The 15,672-nt window shown below is 67.0% G+C and carries 16 protein-coding genes and 1 tRNA gene; 9 read left to right on the top strand and 8 right to left on the bottom strand.

Annotated elements, in window-relative coordinates:
* Window positions 1–121: 121 nt before the first annotated feature.
* Window positions 122–808: a M48 family metallopeptidase gene (locus ACFFII_RS10890; protein WP_377698906.1), complete on the bottom strand. Its 687-nt coding sequence runs from the start codon at window positions 806–808 to the stop codon at window positions 122–124.
* Window positions 809–907: 99 nt separating this feature from the next.
* Between ACFFII_RS10890 and ACFFII_RS10885 the strand changes: the two genes are divergently transcribed.
* The 5 genes from ACFFII_RS10885 to ACFFII_RS10865 all read left to right on the top strand — a co-directional run bounded on the left by ACFFII_RS10885 (window position 908) and on the right by ACFFII_RS10865 (window position 5,031).
* Window positions 908–1,225: a TIGR02300 family protein gene (locus tag ACFFII_RS10885; protein ID WP_090755520.1), complete on the top strand. Its 318-nt coding sequence runs from the start codon at window positions 908–910 to the stop codon at window positions 1,223–1,225.
* Between the two features lie 182 nt (window positions 1,226–1,407).
* A tRNA-Ala gene (locus ACFFII_RS10880) sits at window positions 1,408–1,483 on the top strand.
* 624 nt (window positions 1,484–2,107) lie between these two features.
* Complete coding sequence (locus ACFFII_RS10875) at window positions 2,108–3,511, top strand: lipopolysaccharide biosynthesis protein (protein ID WP_377698905.1); 1,404 nt, start codon at window positions 2,108–2,110, stop codon at window positions 3,509–3,511.
* A complete protein-coding gene (locus tag ACFFII_RS10870; RefSeq protein WP_377698904.1) occupies window positions 3,508–4,377 on the top strand; it encodes a sulfotransferase domain-containing protein in 870 nt (289 codons plus the stop codon). The genes ACFFII_RS10875 and ACFFII_RS10870 overlap by 4 nt, the downstream gene beginning before the upstream one ends.
* 333 nt (window positions 4,378–4,710) lie before the next feature.
* Entirely contained in the window at window positions 4,711–5,031 is a 321-nt protein-coding gene (locus ACFFII_RS10865) for a YnfA family protein (RefSeq protein WP_377698903.1), read from the top strand.
* 12 nt (window positions 5,032–5,043) lie between these two features.
* Here the strand turns inward: ACFFII_RS10865 and ACFFII_RS10860 are convergent, their stop codons facing one another.
* Complete coding sequence (locus ACFFII_RS10860; protein ID WP_377698902.1) at window positions 5,044–6,327, bottom strand: O-acetylhomoserine aminocarboxypropyltransferase/cysteine synthase family protein; 1,284 nt, start codon at window positions 6,325–6,327, stop codon at window positions 5,044–5,046.
* 161 nt (window positions 6,328–6,488) lie between these two features.
* Here ACFFII_RS10860 and ACFFII_RS10855 point away from each other — a divergent pair, with 161 nt between their 5' ends.
* Window positions 6,489–8,288, top strand: a complete 1,800-nt coding sequence (locus tag ACFFII_RS10855) for a M3 family oligoendopeptidase (RefSeq protein ID WP_377699008.1) — start codon at window positions 6,489–6,491, stop codon at window positions 8,286–8,288.
* Between the two features lie 4 nt (window positions 8,289–8,292).
* Window positions 8,293–9,501 (top strand): dipeptidase, encoded by a 1,209-nt coding sequence (locus tag ACFFII_RS10850; RefSeq protein ID WP_377698901.1) that lies wholly within the window; start codon window positions 8,293–8,295, stop codon window positions 9,499–9,501.
* A gap of 79 nt (window positions 9,502–9,580) precedes the next feature.
* Here ACFFII_RS10850 and ACFFII_RS10845 read toward each other — a convergent pair whose 3' ends face one another.
* Genes ACFFII_RS10845 through ACFFII_RS10835 form a run of 3 tightly spaced genes read right to left on the bottom strand, consistent with a single transcriptional unit; the run spans window position 9,581 to window position 11,391 of the window.
* Window positions 9,581–10,639, bottom strand: a complete 1,059-nt coding sequence (locus ACFFII_RS10845) for a 5-(carboxyamino)imidazole ribonucleotide synthase (protein WP_377698900.1) — start codon at window positions 10,637–10,639, stop codon at window positions 9,581–9,583.
* The gene (gene purE / locus ACFFII_RS10840) at window positions 10,632–11,117 is read right to left on the bottom strand and encodes a 5-(carboxyamino)imidazole ribonucleotide mutase (RefSeq protein WP_377698899.1); all 486 of its coding nucleotides are present in this window, start codon (window positions 11,115–11,117) and stop codon (window positions 10,632–10,634) included. The genes ACFFII_RS10845 and purE overlap by 8 nt, the downstream gene beginning before the upstream one ends.
* A gap of 55 nt (window positions 11,118–11,172) precedes the next feature.
* Window positions 11,173–11,391, bottom strand: coding sequence for a YdcH family protein (locus ACFFII_RS10835; RefSeq protein ID WP_377698898.1), 219 nt, complete (start codon window positions 11,389–11,391; stop codon window positions 11,173–11,175).
* A 171-nt stretch (window positions 11,392–11,562) separates the two neighbouring features.
* On the opposite strand from ACFFII_RS10835, the gene ACFFII_RS10830 reads away from it, so the two are divergent.
* Both ACFFII_RS10830 and ACFFII_RS10825 read left to right on the top strand, forming a co-directional pair.
* Window positions 11,563–11,973: an Hsp20 family protein gene (locus ACFFII_RS10830; RefSeq protein WP_090755545.1), complete on the top strand. Its 411-nt coding sequence runs from the start codon at window positions 11,563–11,565 to the stop codon at window positions 11,971–11,973.
* An 11-nt stretch (window positions 11,974–11,984) separates the two neighbouring features.
* On the top strand, window positions 11,985–12,209 hold the full coding sequence (locus tag ACFFII_RS10825) for a DUF1150 family protein (protein ID WP_377698897.1): 225 nt from the start codon (window positions 11,985–11,987) through the stop codon (window positions 12,207–12,209).
* Here ACFFII_RS10825 and ACFFII_RS10820 read toward each other — a convergent pair.
* The 3 genes from ACFFII_RS10820 to ACFFII_RS10810 form a co-directional block, all read right to left on the bottom strand.
* Window positions 12,206–13,045 (bottom strand): glycosyltransferase family 2 protein, encoded by an 840-nt coding sequence (locus tag ACFFII_RS10820; RefSeq protein ID WP_377698896.1) that lies wholly within the window; start codon window positions 13,043–13,045, stop codon window positions 12,206–12,208. The genes ACFFII_RS10825 and ACFFII_RS10820 overlap by 4 nt on opposite strands.
* The gene (locus ACFFII_RS10815) at window positions 13,033–13,812 is read right to left on the bottom strand and encodes a hypothetical protein (RefSeq protein WP_377698895.1); all 780 of its coding nucleotides are present in this window, start codon (window positions 13,810–13,812) and stop codon (window positions 13,033–13,035) included. Before ACFFII_RS10815 ends, ACFFII_RS10820 begins: the two co-directional genes overlap by 13 nt.
* A gap of 64 nt (window positions 13,813–13,876) precedes the next feature.
* Window positions 13,877–15,589, bottom strand: coding sequence for a bifunctional sulfate adenylyltransferase/adenylylsulfate kinase (locus tag ACFFII_RS10810; RefSeq protein WP_377699007.1), 1,713 nt, complete (start codon window positions 15,587–15,589; stop codon window positions 13,877–13,879).
* Window positions 15,590–15,672 lie beyond the last annotated feature (83 nt).

Here is a 15,672-nt window from a genome sequence, read left to right as displayed (position 1 = left end):
TTGTGATCACATCCAGTGCGCCTGTCAATTTTCCTTATGCCGCAGGGCGGAAATCCGCGCTCTCACCGCATCATCATCTGTTTGGAAAATGTTCCGCCCCTGAGGCAGCGCCCCCGGTGCCTCAATCCTCGCGGAAGCGCCAGGCATGCAGGCTGCCGCCATGCTGGCGCAGCCATTGCCGTTGCCTCTCGTAACCGGGAAGCAGCCGCTCCACCGCCGCCCAGAAGGCAGAGGAATGGTCCATGTGCGCCAGGTGCGCGACCTCATGGGCGGCGACATAGTCCAGCACCGGGGGCGGCGCCATGGCGAGCCGCCAGGAATACATCAGCCGCCCCTCGTGGGTGCAGCTGCCCCAGCGCGAGCGCGTGTCACGCAGCGCCAGGGCGGTAAATCGGCAGCCCAGCGCGCGCGCATGGCGGTCGCTGGCCTCCGCTAGCCGCGCCTGCGCCAGCGTTCGCAGGAAGGCCGCCGCCGTCACCGCCACGGGCCGTCCCCGAGGCAGCAGCAGCGCCTCGCCCTCGACCCGTGGGGCACGAACCGGCGCCGGGGTCAGCAGCAAGGGCCGCCCCTCGACCGGCAGCGCCGCGCCGAAAGCCACGGGGCGGGGCGGCTCGATCCCCTCCAGCGCGCGCGCCAGCCAGTCGCGGCGGTCGTCCAGGAAGGCCAGCGCCTCGGCTTCGGGCAGGCGCGGCGGCAGGGTCAGGGTGACGGTGCCGTCCCGGCGCGACACCCGCAGCGTCATCCTCCGCGCCCGCGCGGTCCGGCGCAGGGTGACGGGCGTGCCGTCCTTCAGGATCACCGTGCCCATCCTTGCCTCCCTGCCCCCGAGGCAAAAGCCTTTGACACCCCTCATGCCCTGTGGCAGGGGAGGCCGGATTTACCTGACCTTTGGCGAAAAGAGAACACCATGCCCAAAGAGGAATGGGGCACCAAGCGCCTTTGCCCCACCTGCGGAAGCCGCTTCTACGACCTGCGCCACGACCCAATGACCTGCCCGGCCTGTGGGTCCGAGTTCTCGGCGGAAAGCCTGACCAGCGCCCGCACGCGCTCGATGATCGCCGAAAAGACGGCGGCGCGCGACACCGAGACGGATGACGTGATCGAGGACGATCTGGACGATGCCGCCGACACCGGCGAGATCGACGACGATCTGCTGGACGAGGATGATGACGCCGACGTCTCGCTGGACGAGATCGCCGACGTTGCCGAGCCGGACGACGAGTGATCGCCGGACAAACGTGACAAAAAAGGGGCCTTCGGGCCCCTTTTTTCATTTCCAAACAAACGATTGGACCGAATATCCGCCGTTGTTTGCACGAGCGTGATTTTTCCGCTTGCGCCCTGCTGCGGCTGCCCCTATACGACCCCCCACGCGGGCGGCAGATGCTGCAGCCCGAGACCTCCGGTGGGGCCATAGCTCAGTTGGTAGAGCGCTTGAATGGCATTCAAGAGGTCAGGGGTTCGACTCCCCTTGGCTCCACCAAATCTCCTCGATAATGCTGCACAAGAACTCGCCTTCAGGCGAGGCTTGGATTGGCTTTCCACATCCCATCCGCTGCACTAAGCGGATCTCTCCGCTGTTTGCCGGAGAGCAAGCCCTCGCCTCTTGCAGGCCGCCAAGCAGACCAAGCTCACCTGTTCTGCATACTTGGAAGGAGGGGTGACCCCTTGGGGCATTCTCAGGGTGATGGCGGGCGTGTGATCCTGCACAGACTGTTACCCTCAGATGGCTCCACGGTGCACGGGGACAGTGCGAAAGGGGAGCAGAGGTGGTCAGCCTCGGCGCCTCTACAACTGCCTTGGGGCACGAAGCTGGTCGTTGGCCCACCCTTCCATTCAGCCCATTACAATCGCCAAAAGAAAAGCTGGCGAAATTTCATGTCCCTCCTATCATGAACGGCAACGGTTTGTTCTGTTCCAAACCTAGGCTCCAATCATGATCTGGAGATGTTGTGAGTGCTGCGTTTTTCCAGGCAAGTCAGCTTCGGCGCAAGCCGGCCTTCGGATCGTTTTCTGATTTTATTTCAATAGGTCCATGGACAAGCGGGCGTGTTTCCGTCTGCTCTGTCCCTTCCCGACGCGCTGCATTTTCATCTGGCAGTTGCAAATGCGTCGAATAAGACGGCGGCTCAAACGATCGTTTTCCCGCTCCTCCGAGGGCTTGCTTGGCAGCCTGGTCGTCATTCTGTCCTCCAATGCCGCGATTGCGATCCTGACGCTCGGAACCTTTGCGCTGACCTCGCAGGCGCTGTCGCCAGCGGGGCTCGGGCTGCTTGTCCTGATCGAGGCCTACGGCCGGATGTTCGACCAGGTCCTGCGGCTCGAGCCCAGCCAGGCCCTGATCCGCATGGGCATGCCGCACCGCGACAGGGCACATGAACTGCCGTTCCGCAGGCTTCTGAAGTTCGGCTTCCTTCTCGATGCCGGCGGCTCGGTGCTTGCCGCGGCGGCGGCGCTGGCCTGCCTGCCCCTGCTGAGCGGCTGGTTCGGTTTCGACGCAAAGGTGCAGCCGCTGGTCGTGCTTTATTGCCTGACCTTTCTTCTTCCCGCGCCCATGACCGTTACCGCACTTTTCCGCCTGTTCGGCCGCTTCGGCCTTTACGCGCGGGTGACCGTCCTGGCGTCGGTCTTCCGCCTCGTCATGACAGGCGTCCTGTTCGTCGCGGGCGGGGACCTGACGGCCTTTGTCCTTCTCCTCTGCGCCGTTTCCTGCCTCGAGCGCCTGTTGCCCGTCTTCTACTGCTGGCCTCTCTTGCGGCAGAGGGTTGGGTCCGGGCTGTTGGGCACGCCGCTGACCGGGGTGACGCAAGAGGGCGGAGGCCTGTGGCGGTTCATCATGGCCTCGAACCTCAACGTGCTGGCGCGAAACTCGACGCGGCAGTTCGACATCGCGGCCCTGGGCGGCTTCGTCAGTCCTGCCGAGCTGAGCTTCTACGTGCTGGCGAAGCGCTTCGCGATGCTGGTGATCCGGCTGGGAAGCCCGGTGCAGCTCGTTCTTTACCCCCGCATGTGCGAGCTGATGGCGCGGTACGATCTCGGGCACCTGCTGCGCTTCGTCTTCGCCTCGGTCGCGATGCTTCTGGGTCTTGGCCTCTGCGGCGTGGGGCTTGTCGCGCTGGTCGGACAACCGCTGGTCGCCTTCGCCTTCGGGCCGGAATATGTTGCCGCCCTTCCGAACATCCTTGTCCAGCTTGCCGGGGCCTGCCTGTTCCTGATCGGAAAGATCTTCGGCTCGGCGCTGCAGACCGTGGGCAGGGTGGGCCAGCTGACGGCCGTCTCGATCATCACGGCGGCTGTCTTCTTTATCCCGATCCCCCTCGTGGTCCCCCACTACGGCGTCATCGCCGCCAGCTGTCTGGGACTGCTGTCGGGGTTCGCCTTCCTTGGCATCTGCGCCCTGGTCTTTGCACGCGCCGTCATCGCGCTGCGCGGGGGCACGGCGGGAACGGGACGCGCGGTCGAACCTCAATCGGGTGAAGGGGAAGCATTCGTGGAAAAGCAGTTCTCATGACCAAACTGTTCAAGTCGCCGCAGATCATGTGGAAGCGTGCCGCGAACGGCGTCGGGATGGCATATCATTCCGGCCGGATCGACGCGGTCCTGGCCTCTTATCCCAAGTCCGGCCGGACGTGGTTCCGCTTCATCCTGTCGACCTATCTGGCGGACGCCTTCGACCTGAAGGCAAGGCCGGACCTGTATTCGATGTTCGGCGTCATGCCGAATTTCGACATGGACCGGGAACGCGGGCTGCCCGCCTTTGCCCATGCCCGCCACCGGCCCAGGCCGCCCCTCGTCCCCGTCAGCCACCTGCCCTATTCGCGCCGGCGGTTCCGCAACCATCCCGTCATCTTCATGGTTCGCGATCCAAGGGACGTGATGGTGTCGTCCTATTTCCACGCCACGCGCCAGAAGCACCGCTTTTCGGGCGACATCGACGGATTCCTGAAGGACCCCGGGCAGGGTGTCACCTCGCTGGCGAAGTACCTGAACGACTGGGCCGCCGGTCTGCGGGGGCGCAGGCATGTCGTGGTCAGCTACGAGGAGCTTTCCGACGATCCGCATGGCCAGACGGCAAGAGTTCTGTCCTTCTTGGGCGTGGAAACCAGGCCCGAGATCCTGGACAAGGCCGTCGAGGCCGCTCGCTTCCAGAACATGCAGGAGCTGGAACTGGCAAAGGGGCTGCCGGGCCACGAATACGACCGCAGCGACATTGAAAGCCGGCGCATGCGGCGCGGCAAGGTGGGCGGCTTCGCCGATTACCTCACGCCCGAGCAGATCAGGCTTGTCGAAACTGCCTGCGACCGCGAGCTGACGCCGCAGGCCAAGGCGCTTCTGGCCCGGAGCATGGCTGAAAGGGCTTCTGCCCGGGAGGCGTGATTGCCGCCGCCTGGGTGATCCCAGAAAGCCCTGCCCTGGCAGCTGGCGACCAGAGGCTCAGATGCGGCAGCACTTGCTCTGTCCTTGGCGGCGGTTGGGCTGGGACGTTGGTGTTCGCATCCGTCAGTCCCCAGGCGACCTGCACGTTCCTCCGGTTGCGAGATGAAGGCCGGCGTAGCAGGACTCTGCAGGATCAAGCCAAGGGGATGTCCTGATGCTCTCACGCCATGGCGGCCTGCTCTTGGTCGAGGACATGGGTTCGCCGGACCTTCGCTTTGTCCATTCCGCGACATCGCCATCGCGGATCAGCGCCGCGCAAGGCGGGGCGCGGGCATGACGGCTGTCTTCTACGCCATCGCCGCCTTTGCCGAGATCGCAGGGTGCTTCGCCTTCTGGGCGTGGCTGCGACTGGACAGGTCCTGGCTGTGGCTGCTGCCCGGCATGGCAAGCCTTGCGCTGTTTGCCGTCCTGCTGACGCGGGTGCCGGCGGATGCGGCGGGGCGGGCCTTCGCGGCCTATGGCGGCCTCTATATCTGCGCCTCGCTGGGGTGGCTCTGGGCCGTGGAAGGGGTGCCTCCCGACCGCTGGGATGCGATCGGGGGGCTGCTGTGCCTTGCCGGGGCCGCGGTCATCCTGCTGGGGCCGCGGGGATAGACGCCAAGGGGCTCAGCCCAGCGCCTGGTCCAGGTCGGCGATGATGTCCTGCGCGTCCTCGATGCCGATGGACAGCCGCACGAGGTCCGGCCCCGCGCCCGCCGCGATCTGCTGGGCCTCGGTCAGCTGGCTGTGGGTGGTCGAGGCCGAGTGGATCGCCAGCGTCCGCGCGTCGCCCAGGTTCGCCACGTGGCTGATCATCTTCAGCCGCCCGATCATCTCCACGCAGGCCTGATAGCCGCCCTTCAGCCGGATGGTGAACAGCGCCCCTGCCCCCTTGGGGTAAAGCCGTTGCACCCGCTCGTTCCAGGGCGAGTCGGACAGGCCCGCGTAGCTGACCTCCTGCACGCGGGAATCGGCGGCCAGCCACTCGGCCACCGTCTGGGCGTTCTCGACATGGCGCTGCATCCGCAGGCCCAGCGTCTCGATCCCCATCAGCGTGTAATGCGCGGCCTGCGGGTTCAGCGTCATCCCGAGGTCGCGCAAGCCGATGGCAATGGAATGGAAGGTGAAGGCGGCGGGCCCGAAGGTCTCGTGGAACTTCAGCCCGTGGTAGGCGGGCTCGGGCGCGGACAGCGAGGGGAACTTGTCCGATGCCGACCAGTCGAAGCGGCCCGAGTCGATCACTGCGCCGCCCGTGACCGTGCCGTTGCCGGTCAGGTATTTCGTCAGGCTGTGGACGACCAGCGTGGCGCCCGCCTCGATCGGGCGGCACAGCCAGGGTGTCGCCAGCGTGTTGTCCACGATCAGCGGCACGCCCGCCGCGTCGGCGATGCCCGCGATGGCCGGAATATCCGTGACATAGCCGCCGGGGTTCGAGATCGATTCGCAGAAGATCGCCCGCGTGTCCTCGTCGATGGCCGCGCGGACGGCGTCGAGGTCTTCCAGATCGACGAAGCGGCAGGACCAGCCGAAGCGGCGGATCGTCTGGCTGAACTGCGTGACCGTGCCGCCGTAAAGCCGGCTGGAGGCCACGATGTTCCTGCCCGGCGCCATCAGCGGGAACAGCGCCATGATCTGCGCGGCGTGCCCCGAGGAACAGCAGACCGCCCCCGCCCCGCCTTCCAGAGCCGCCACGCGGTTCTGCAGCGCGGCCACGGTCGGGTTGGTCAAGCGGGAATAGATGTAGCCCACCTCCTTCAGTCCGAAGAGCCGCGCGGCATGCTCGGCATCCCGGAACTGGTAGGCGGTGGTCTGGTAGATCGGCACCTGCCGCGCGCCGGTCGCCGGATCGGGCGCGGAACCTGCATGGATGGCAAGCGTGTCAAAGGCTTGCGGGCGGTCGCTGTCGGACATGGAACTCTCCCCTTGGGTCGTCGGGCGAGAGGCTAGGCGCAGCGTGGCAGTCTGGCAATCGCCTGCGCGACGGGTTGAACCGGCGGCCTTCAAGGGACAGATGTTGGGCAACGCTGAAAATGGAGACGCCCATGACCCGCCTGCCCCTGCGCGACAGCCTGATGCGCGACGTCGAAGCCCATGGCGCCCTGGCCTTGGGGGACCTGCCGGAATGGGACCTGACGGACCTCTACCCCTCGCCCGACGCCCCGGAACTGTCCCGCGACCTTGGGCGGCTGCAGGCCGCCTGCGCCAGCTTCGCCGCCGATTACGAGGGCAAGCTGGCCGGCCTGACCCCCGCTGAGATGCTGGAATGCATCCAGCGGTACGAGGAGATCGACCTGATCGCCGGGCGCATCATGTCCTATGCGGGCCTGCGCTATTACCAGAACACCACGGACGCGGCCCGCGCCAAGGCTCTGGGCGACCTGCAGGCGAAGATCACGGACATGACGACCCCGCTGGTCTTCTTCAGCCTGGAATTCAACCGCATCCCCGACGACGTCTTCGCGCAGACCTTCAGCGCCCCTTGCGGGCCGTCGCGCTACAAGCCGGTCTTCGACCGGATGCGGGCGATGCGCCCCTATCAGCTGTCGGACGAACTGGAAAAGTTCCTGCACGACAACTCGGTCGTGGGCGCCGCCGCCTGGAACCGGCTGTTCGACGAAACGACTGCCGCGCTGACCTTCGACGTGGACGGCGAGGAACTGGGGCTGGAAGCCACGCTGAACCTGCTGACCGACCACGACCGTTCGCGCCGCGAGGCGGGCGCGAAGGCGCTGGCGCAGGTCTTCGGCGACAACGTCAAGCTGTTTTCGCGCATCCACAACACGCTGGCCAAGGAAAAGGCCATCGAGGACAAGTGGCGCAAGATGCCGACGCCGCAGACCGCGCGGCACCTGTCGAACCATGTGGAACCCGAGGTCGTCCAAGCCCTGCGCGATGCCGTGGTCGCGGCCTATCCCCGCCTGTCGCACCGCTATTACCGGCTGAAAGCGAAGTGGCTGGGCCTCGACAAGCTGCAGGTCTGGGATCGTAACGCGCCGCTGCCGCAGGAAAGTCCCCGGCTGGTCAACTGGGACGAGGCGCGCCAGACGGTGCTGGACGCTTATGCGGGCTTCGACCCTGAACTGGCGAAGCTGGCCGAGCCCTTCTTCGAGAAGGGCTGGATCGACGCGGGCGTCAAGCCGGGCAAGTCTCCGGGCGCCTTTGCGCATCCGACCGTCACCGACGCGCACCCCTATGTGCTGCTGAACTACCTCGGCAAGCCGCGGGACGTGATGACGCTGGCGCATGAGCTGGGCCACGGCGTCCACCAGCGGCTCGCGGCGGGACAGGGGGAACTGCTCTCCTCGACGCCCCTGACGCTGGCGGAAACGGCGAGCGTTTTCGGCGAGATGCTGACCTTCCGCGCGCTGCTGGCCAAGACCGAGGACCCTGCCCAGCGCAAGGCCCTGCTGGCGGGCAAGGTCGAGGACATGATCAACACGGTCGTGCGCCAGATCGCCTTCTACGACTTCGAATGCCGGCTCCACGCGGCGCGCGCCGAGGGCGAGTTGACCCCCGACGACATCAACGCCATCTGGATGCAGGTCCAGCATGAATCCCTGGGCGACGCCTTCGAGTTCATGCCGGGCTATGAGAGCTTCTGGACCTATGTGCCGCATTTCGTGCACTCGCCCTTCTACGTCTATGCCTATGCTTTCGGCGACGGGCTGGTGAACGCGCTTTACGCGGCCTACGAGGCGCAGCCCGAGGGCTTCCAGGCGAAATACTTCGACATGCTGCGGGCCGGCGGGTCCAAGCATCATTCGGAACTGCTGGCGCCCTTCGGGCTGGACGCGGCGGACCCGGCCTTCTGGGACAAGGGCCTGTCGATGATCGAGGGCTTCATCGACGAGCTCGAGGCGATGGAAGCCTGAGCGGATGGCGCGCGACCCCTTCCGCCAGCGCCGCCGGGGCCGCCTTGCCCGCGTCCTGGGGGTGCTGACGGCGATGGTCGTGCTGGCGGTTGCGGCCGTCGCCGTCTTCGGCCCGCGCCTCGTCGCAGACCGGCTGAACCCAGTCACGGCCGAGGCCGAGTGGCCGGTTTCAGCCAAGGCGCAGGCGCTGCATGACCGGCTGGTCATCGGCGACCTGCACGCCGACGCGCTTCTGTGGGGCCGCGACCTGTCGGTGCGCCGCACCGAGGGCCATGTGGACCTGCCACGTCTGGATCAGGGCAACGTCGCGATTCAGGTCTTCACCGCCGTCACCCGCAGTCCGCGCGGCCAGAACTATGCCGAGAACGACACCGAGGCCCCGGACAACATCACGCCGCTGGTCATCGGTCAGCTTCGCCCGGTGCAGACCTGGTTCAGCCTCAAGGAGCGGGCGCTCGACCAGGCCGCCCGGCTGCGTCACCTCGTCGAGGCTGAACCCGACCGCCTGCGGCTGATCCGCAGCCGTGACGACCTGGACGCGGTGCTGGCGAACCGTGCCGCCAACCGGCGCGTGATCGGCGCGATTCTGGGGATCGAGGGCGCCCATCCGCTGGAAGGCGACCTGGGCAACCTCGCCGTGCTCGAGGGCGCAGGCTATCGCCTGATCGGCCTCACGCATTTCTTCGACAACGAGCTTGGCGGATCGCTGCACGGGCAGTCGCAGGCGGGGCTGACCGACTTCGGCCGCGCGGTTGTCACCGAGGCTGCTCAGCGCGGCATGGTGATCGACCTTGCCCATGCCTCGCCGCGGATGGTCCGCGACGTGCTGGCGCTACCGGGGACGCGGCCGATCATCAGCCATACCGGCGTGCATGGGGTCTGCAACACGCTGCGGAATCTTCCCGACGAGATGCTGCGCGCTGTGGCAAGCAGCGGCGGGATCATTGGCATCGGCTTCTGGCCCGATGTGACCTGCAACGACAGCCCGGCAGGGATTGCGGCCTCGATCGCCGCAGCGATTGCGCTGGTGGGCGAGGATCACGTGGCGCTGGGGTCCGACTGGGACGGCTCGGTCGGCGTGCCCTTCGATGCGGCGGGACTGCCCGCGCTGACACAGGCGCTGATGGACGAAGGGCTGTCCGAGGCGCAGATCGCCAAGGTCATGGGCGGCAACATGGTGCGCTATCTGCGCGAGGTGCTGCCTCGGGCCTGAACTGGTGGCGGTGCGCCCGATGGCACCGCTGCAACGGGTATTTGGGTCAGAAAGGAAGCCCGCTGGTGGTGCGCGGGCGTCAGCGCCGGATGATGTTGACGTGGCCCATCTTGCGGCCGGGGCGCGCCTCGGCCTTGCCATACAGATGGACCTGGGTGTCGGACTGGCGCAGCAGGTCGGGCAGGCGGTCGATGTCGTTGCCGATCAGGTTCTCCATCACCACGTCGGCGTGGCGCTTGCCGTCACCGAGCGGCAGGCCCGCCACGGCGCGGATATGCTGCTCAAACTGGTCCACGGCGCAGCCCGCTTGGGTCCAGTGGCCCGAGTTGTGGACGCGCGGCGCGATCTCGTTGACGACCAAGCCGCGCGGCGTGACGAAGAGCTCGACCCCCATGACGCCCACATAATCGAGCGCGGTGACGATGCGGCTGGCGATCAGAACGGCGTCGGGGATCAGCCGCGCCGGCAGGCCGCAGGGCACGGTGGTCGTGCGCAGAATGCCCTCGCGGTGGACGTTCAGGCCGGGATCATAGGCCGCGACCGCGCCGTCCTGTCCGCGTGCGACGATGACGCTGATCTCGGCGGTGAACTCGACAAAGCCTTCCAGCACCGCCGGCGCGTTCACCTGTGCCCAAGCGGCGGCGAGGTCGTCGTCCGCCGCGATGCGGACCTGCCCCTTGCCGTCATAGCCGAACCTTCGCGTCTTGAGGATCGCGCGGTCCTTTCCCTGCATCGCTGTCGTCAGATCCTCGGTCGAATCGACGCGGGCATAGGGAGCGGTGGTCAGGCCGAGGCCGGTGAGGAAGTCCTTCTCGTCCAGCCGGTCTTGGCTGACGGACAGCGCGCGGCGGTTGGGGCGGATCGGCGCGAGGCTTTCGATCAGGTCCAGCGAGGCCGCGGGGACATTCTCGAATTCATAAGTGACGACATCGACTGACGCCGCGAAGTCGCGCAGGGCGGCTTCGTCCTCGTAGGGAGCGGTCGTCAGGCGGTGGGCCACGTCGGCGGCAGGCGCGGGACCGGGCTCGAAGATGTGGCAGCGATAGCCCAGGCGGCTGGCCGCAACCGACAGCATCCGGCCCAACTGGCCGCCGCCGAGGATGCCGATGGTGGCGCCGGGCTTCAGGGTCTCAGTCATCGACGGGCTCCTGCGGGATTGAGGCGGACAGCGCCGCGCGCCAGTCGTCCAGCCGCAGCGCAAGGTCCGCGTCGTCCAGCGCGAGGATCGCGGCGGCCATCAGCCCCGCGTTGGCCGCGCCTGCCGCGCCGATGGCCATGGTGGCCACGGGATAGCCCTTGGGCATCTGGACGATGGAGTAAAGGGAATCGACGCCATTCAGGGCGCGGGTCTGGACCGGGACGCCGATCACGGGGACACGGGTCTTGGAGGCCATCATGCCGGGCAGATGCGCCGCGCCTCCTGCCCCCGCGATGATGACCCTCAGGCCGCGGTCCACGGCGGAACGGCCATAGTCCCACAGCCGGTCGGGCGTCCGGTGGGCGCTGACGATGCGCGTCTCATAGGCCACGCCCAGTTCGTCCAGAACTGCCGCCGCTTCCTTCATCGTGGCCCAGTCGGACTGGCTGCCCATGATGATGCCGACCGGAACCGTCATCCCCTGCCCCCTTCGCGGAAAGCCCGCATCATACCGGCGGCGCGGACGGGTGCAATCAGGCGATGATGTCGGGAGTCAGCTCGTCTTCCAGCCGGGCGATGCGATCCTTCAGCGCGAGCTTCTGCCGCTTCATCCGCCCCAGCGTCAGGCTGCACACGACCCCGCCCACCGCCATGCCGGCGATCGCCTCGTCCAGTTCACGGTGCTCGCGCCGCAGGCCTTCCAGCCGGGTGCGGGCGATTTCCTCGGGCGACATCTCGTGGTGGGCGTTCATCGTCTGCTTCGGCCTGCCTTGCGCAGTCGCAGCATACGCGCAGATTTTTGCTTTGCTAAGCAAAACTTAGCGGGCACTTGCGAGAAGATGCCTCAGTCCACATATTTGGTCCGGGACCGGTCGCCGCAACGGGGCCGGACCGAAGCAGTCGCTTGTTGACCGAGGACGCCGATGACCAAGATGACCCTGGGCACCCACCCCTATCTGCTGGGTTTCGACCAGCTCGAACGGCTGGCCGAACGTGCCGCCAAGGGGGCCGAAGGCTACCCGCCCTACAACATCGAGCATCGCGCCCCGGACGGGTTCCGCATCACCCTGGCCGTCGCCGGTTTTGCCGAGGACGACCTGTCGCTGACGGTCGAGGACCGGCAGCTGGTGATCCGCGGGCGACAGGCCGAGGGGGCCGACGAACGGGTCTTCCTGCATCGCGGCATCGCCGCCCGCGCCTTTCAGCGCAGTTTCGTGCTGGCCGAAGGGATCGAGGTCGAGGCTGCCGCGTTGGAAAATGGGCTGCTGCATATCGACCTGCGGCGCGTCACGCCGCAAGGCATCGTCAAGACCATACCGATCAGCCGCAAGTGAAGGGGATCGCAATGAACATGAAACATGATTTTCCGCCCGTCCACGGCAACACCGTTTATATCCGCCGCGTCGCCATGGACAGCCTGCCCCACGAGGTTCGCGCCCAGGCGCCCGAACTGGACGCGCTTTACGCCGTCCACGGTGTGGATGGCGAACGCCTTGCACTGGTCGCCGACCGCAAGCTGGCCTTCGTCCTGGCACGCCAGAACGAGCTTGAGCCGGTCAGCGTCCACTAGGCCGGCGCGTTCCGGCCTTCCACCGGAAAACCGTAGTGCTCGATCAGGGCGCGGACCGCGAGATCATTGCCGTCCCCGGCCAGGTTCCCGGCACGCAGGTTCTGCGCCTGCGTGCCACGCCATTCGGTGATCCGGAAGCGACCGCCGATCTTGGCAGGCTGGCTGCCACGAAGCTGGTGCATCCAGTAAAGCCAGACATCGTCCGCTGTCGGAGCGAGTCTCTGGAACAGGTCCTCGCGGCAGACATCCTGGTGAAAGACGCCCGGCGCATAAAGGACGCCCCCCACCCCGGTCGGGAAGACCAGGGTCGAGCGGTCCGGCGCGTCGATGTTGCGCTGCCAGTCCGCATAAGGGCGCGGAATGCCCCCCGCGCCCAGTGCCACGCGATGGGCGCGGTGGCATACCACGCCCGCCCCGGCATGGCGCACCAGCCCGGCCAGCCAGTCCGGTCCGTAATAGACATCGTCGTCGGCGGTCACGACATGCGCGTCGGGCCATTCCGCCAGAGTCGGCACGATCTTCTTGTAGGACCGCCAGTTGGGGCAGACCCGTATCTCGATTCCCAGTTCCGTGGCGGCGGGCGGAAGCAGGCGCTCGTCGCTCTCGTCCAGCCACAGGACCACGCGGTCAGCCCGCACGCTCTGCGCCAGAAGCGAACGCAGCACCAGGTGAAGCGAGCCGAAGCGCGCGGGATAGCTGGTCAGGCTGACGATCAGGGGGCTGTTCAGCCCGTGCGGTGCCGGATCAAGGCGGCGGGAGAGGATCTCAGCCTCGGCCCGCGCCAGCCGGCGGTCCTGCTTCCAGCGCCGGAAGGCGTCCGCGATCATGCCTGCCATGCCGCACGCAGCCAGTCGATGTTGCCGATGCGGCGATACCATTTGCCGCCCTTGCCGGTGAAGACATCGGCCATCTTGGGATCGCCCGCGAACAGCACGATCTTGGCCCCCTCCGGGCAGGCAGGGTCGCGCAGGTAGCTGCCCAGCCCCCGGCCCACGCAATCGTTCTTGAAGCTGACGCACCAGCCGCGCGGCCAGTAGTTCAGGTGCCCATGCGCGGCCAGTTGCGCGCTCTGGAACTGCTGGCTGATCTCGTAGCCCTTCGTCGCCGCCGCCGGGTCCGCCAGATAGGCGTCGAGGATATAGGCGTGCGCCCCCACCCGATAACGGAAGACCGAGGAATTGCCGACCGAATGCAGGAAGCGGTCGCGGGCCGGGTTGATCTGCCGAAGGGGCTTCGGCCGGAACAGGTCGTCGTCGCGGATGATGCGGAAGTCGCCCGGCAGGTCGAAGAACGGCCCGAGGTCGTCCACCACCACCAGGTCGAGGTCCAGAAACAGCGCCGTCGCCCCCGCGAAGCCGCCCAGGTCGCGCCGGAACAGCGCCAGCTTGCGCCAGCGCGTATCGCCGTGGCCCGCGGGCAGGCCCAGTTCGGGCAGGGGCAGCGCCTCGACCCCTTCGCCGATCCCGGTCGCGTCGTCGGTGAAGCAGATGAATCGATGGGGCCGCGCAAGGTGACGGCGGACCTGCCGGGCCAGGCGGTTCACGTCCTCGGCGCCGTAGAGCGTACCCCATTTCATCGTCAGGATCAGGACGGGATCGGTCATCGGCACCCCAATGAAAAACGCCCTCCGGTTGGACCGGGGGGCGGCGGTGTTGTCAATGGGCGGCTCAGGACAGGCCGATCAGGCCCATCTGTTCCAGCTTCAGCAGGACCTGCTGGGCGGCATAGTCCACGTCCACGCCTTCGGTCTGGACGCGCAGCTCGGGGTTCTGCGGCTCCTCATAGGGGTCCGAAATGCCCGTGAACTCCTTGATCTTGCCCTCGCGGGCGAGCTTGTAGAGGCCCTTGCGGTCTCGCCGCTCGCATTCTTCCAGCGAGGTGGCGACATGGACCTCGACGAAGGCGCCATACTGCTCGACCATCTCGCGGACCGCACGGCGCGTCGCCGTGTAGGGCGCGATCGGGGCGCAGATGGCGATGCCGCCGTTCTTGGTGATCTCGGACGCGACATAGCCGATGCGCTTGATGTTGATGTCGCGGTGCTCCTTCGAGAAGCCCAGTTCGGACGACAGGTGCTTGCGGACCACGTCGCCGTCCAGCAGCGTCACGGGACGGCCGCCCATTTCCATCAGCTTGACCATCAGCGCGTTCGAGATGGTGGACTTGCCCGAGCCCGACAGGCCCGTGAAGAACACCGTGAAGCCCTGCTGGTCGCGCGGCGGCGAGGTGCGGCGCAGCTGCTTCACCACCTCGGGGAAGCTGAACCACTCGGGGATCTCAAGCCCCTCGCGCAGGCGGCGGCGCAGTTCGGTGCCCGAGATGTCGAGGATGGTCGCGCCGTCCTCGACCTCGTCGCGAGGCTCGTACTGGGCGCGTTCCTGGACGTAGACCATCTGCTTGAAGTCGACCATCTCGATGCCGATCTCGTCCTGGTACTGCCGGAACAGGTCCTGCGCGGCGTAGGGGTCGTAGAAGTCCTGCCCCTGGCTGTTCTTGCCCGGACCGGCGTGATCGCGGCCCACGATCATGTGCGTCAGGCCATGATTGCGGCGGATCATGCCGTGCCACACCGCCTCGCGCGGGCCGGCCATGCGCATCGCCAGGTTCAGCAGCGACAGGTGCGTGGTCGCGGCCGGATACTTGTCCAGCACGGCCTCGTAGCAGCGGACGCGGGTGAAGTGATCCACGTCGCCCGGCTTGGTCATGCCGACGACCGGGTGAATGAGCAGGTTCGCCTGCGCCTCGCGCGCAGCGCGGAAGGTCAGTTCCTGGTGGGCGCGGTGCAGCGGGTTGCGGGTCTGGAAGGCCACGATCCGGCGCCAGCCCATCTTGCGGAAGAAGGCGCGCAGCTCGTTCGGCGTGTCGCGGCGGGCGCGGAAATCGTAATGCGTCGGCGGCTGGATGCCGGTGATCGGGCCGCCCAGGTAGACCGGGCCTGCGACATTGTGCAGGTAGTTGACAGCGGGATGGGCCAGGTCGTCGGCACCGAAGACCTTTTCGGCCTCGCGCTTCTTGTTCGGGACCCACTTGTCGGTGACCGACAGGATGGCCAGGATCACGCCTTCCTGGTCGCGCAGCGCGATGTCGGTGCCCGGCTCGATCTTGTCGGCGAACTCCTGGCTGACGTCCAGGGTGATCGGCATCGGCCACAGCCCGCCCGAGGACAGCCGCATGTTCTCGACCACGCCGTCATAGTCGGCCTCGGTCAGAAAGCCCTTGAGCGGGTAGAAGCCGCCGTTCATCAGCAGCTCGACATCGCACAGCTGGCGCGGGGTCAGGTCCCACGACAGCATCTCGCCGGCGTCGGCCTTGAGCTTCTGCGCCGAGTCGGCGTTGACATAGAGTTCCGGGATCGGCGCGAGGTTCGGCTGCTGGCTCATCTTCCACTCGGTGCTTCGTGACATGGAGCTGCACCGCGCAATGGGGCCACGGTGTGCGCCTGCCCCTTATCGCCCGCGCCTGC

The organism is Paracoccus niistensis (assembly GCF_042432925.1).
GTDB lineage: Bacteria > Pseudomonadota > Alphaproteobacteria > Rhodobacterales > Rhodobacteraceae > Paracoccus > Paracoccus niistensis.
Note: the sequence above shows the minus strand (reverse complement) of the source record. Positions and strands in the feature narration are given on the sequence as shown.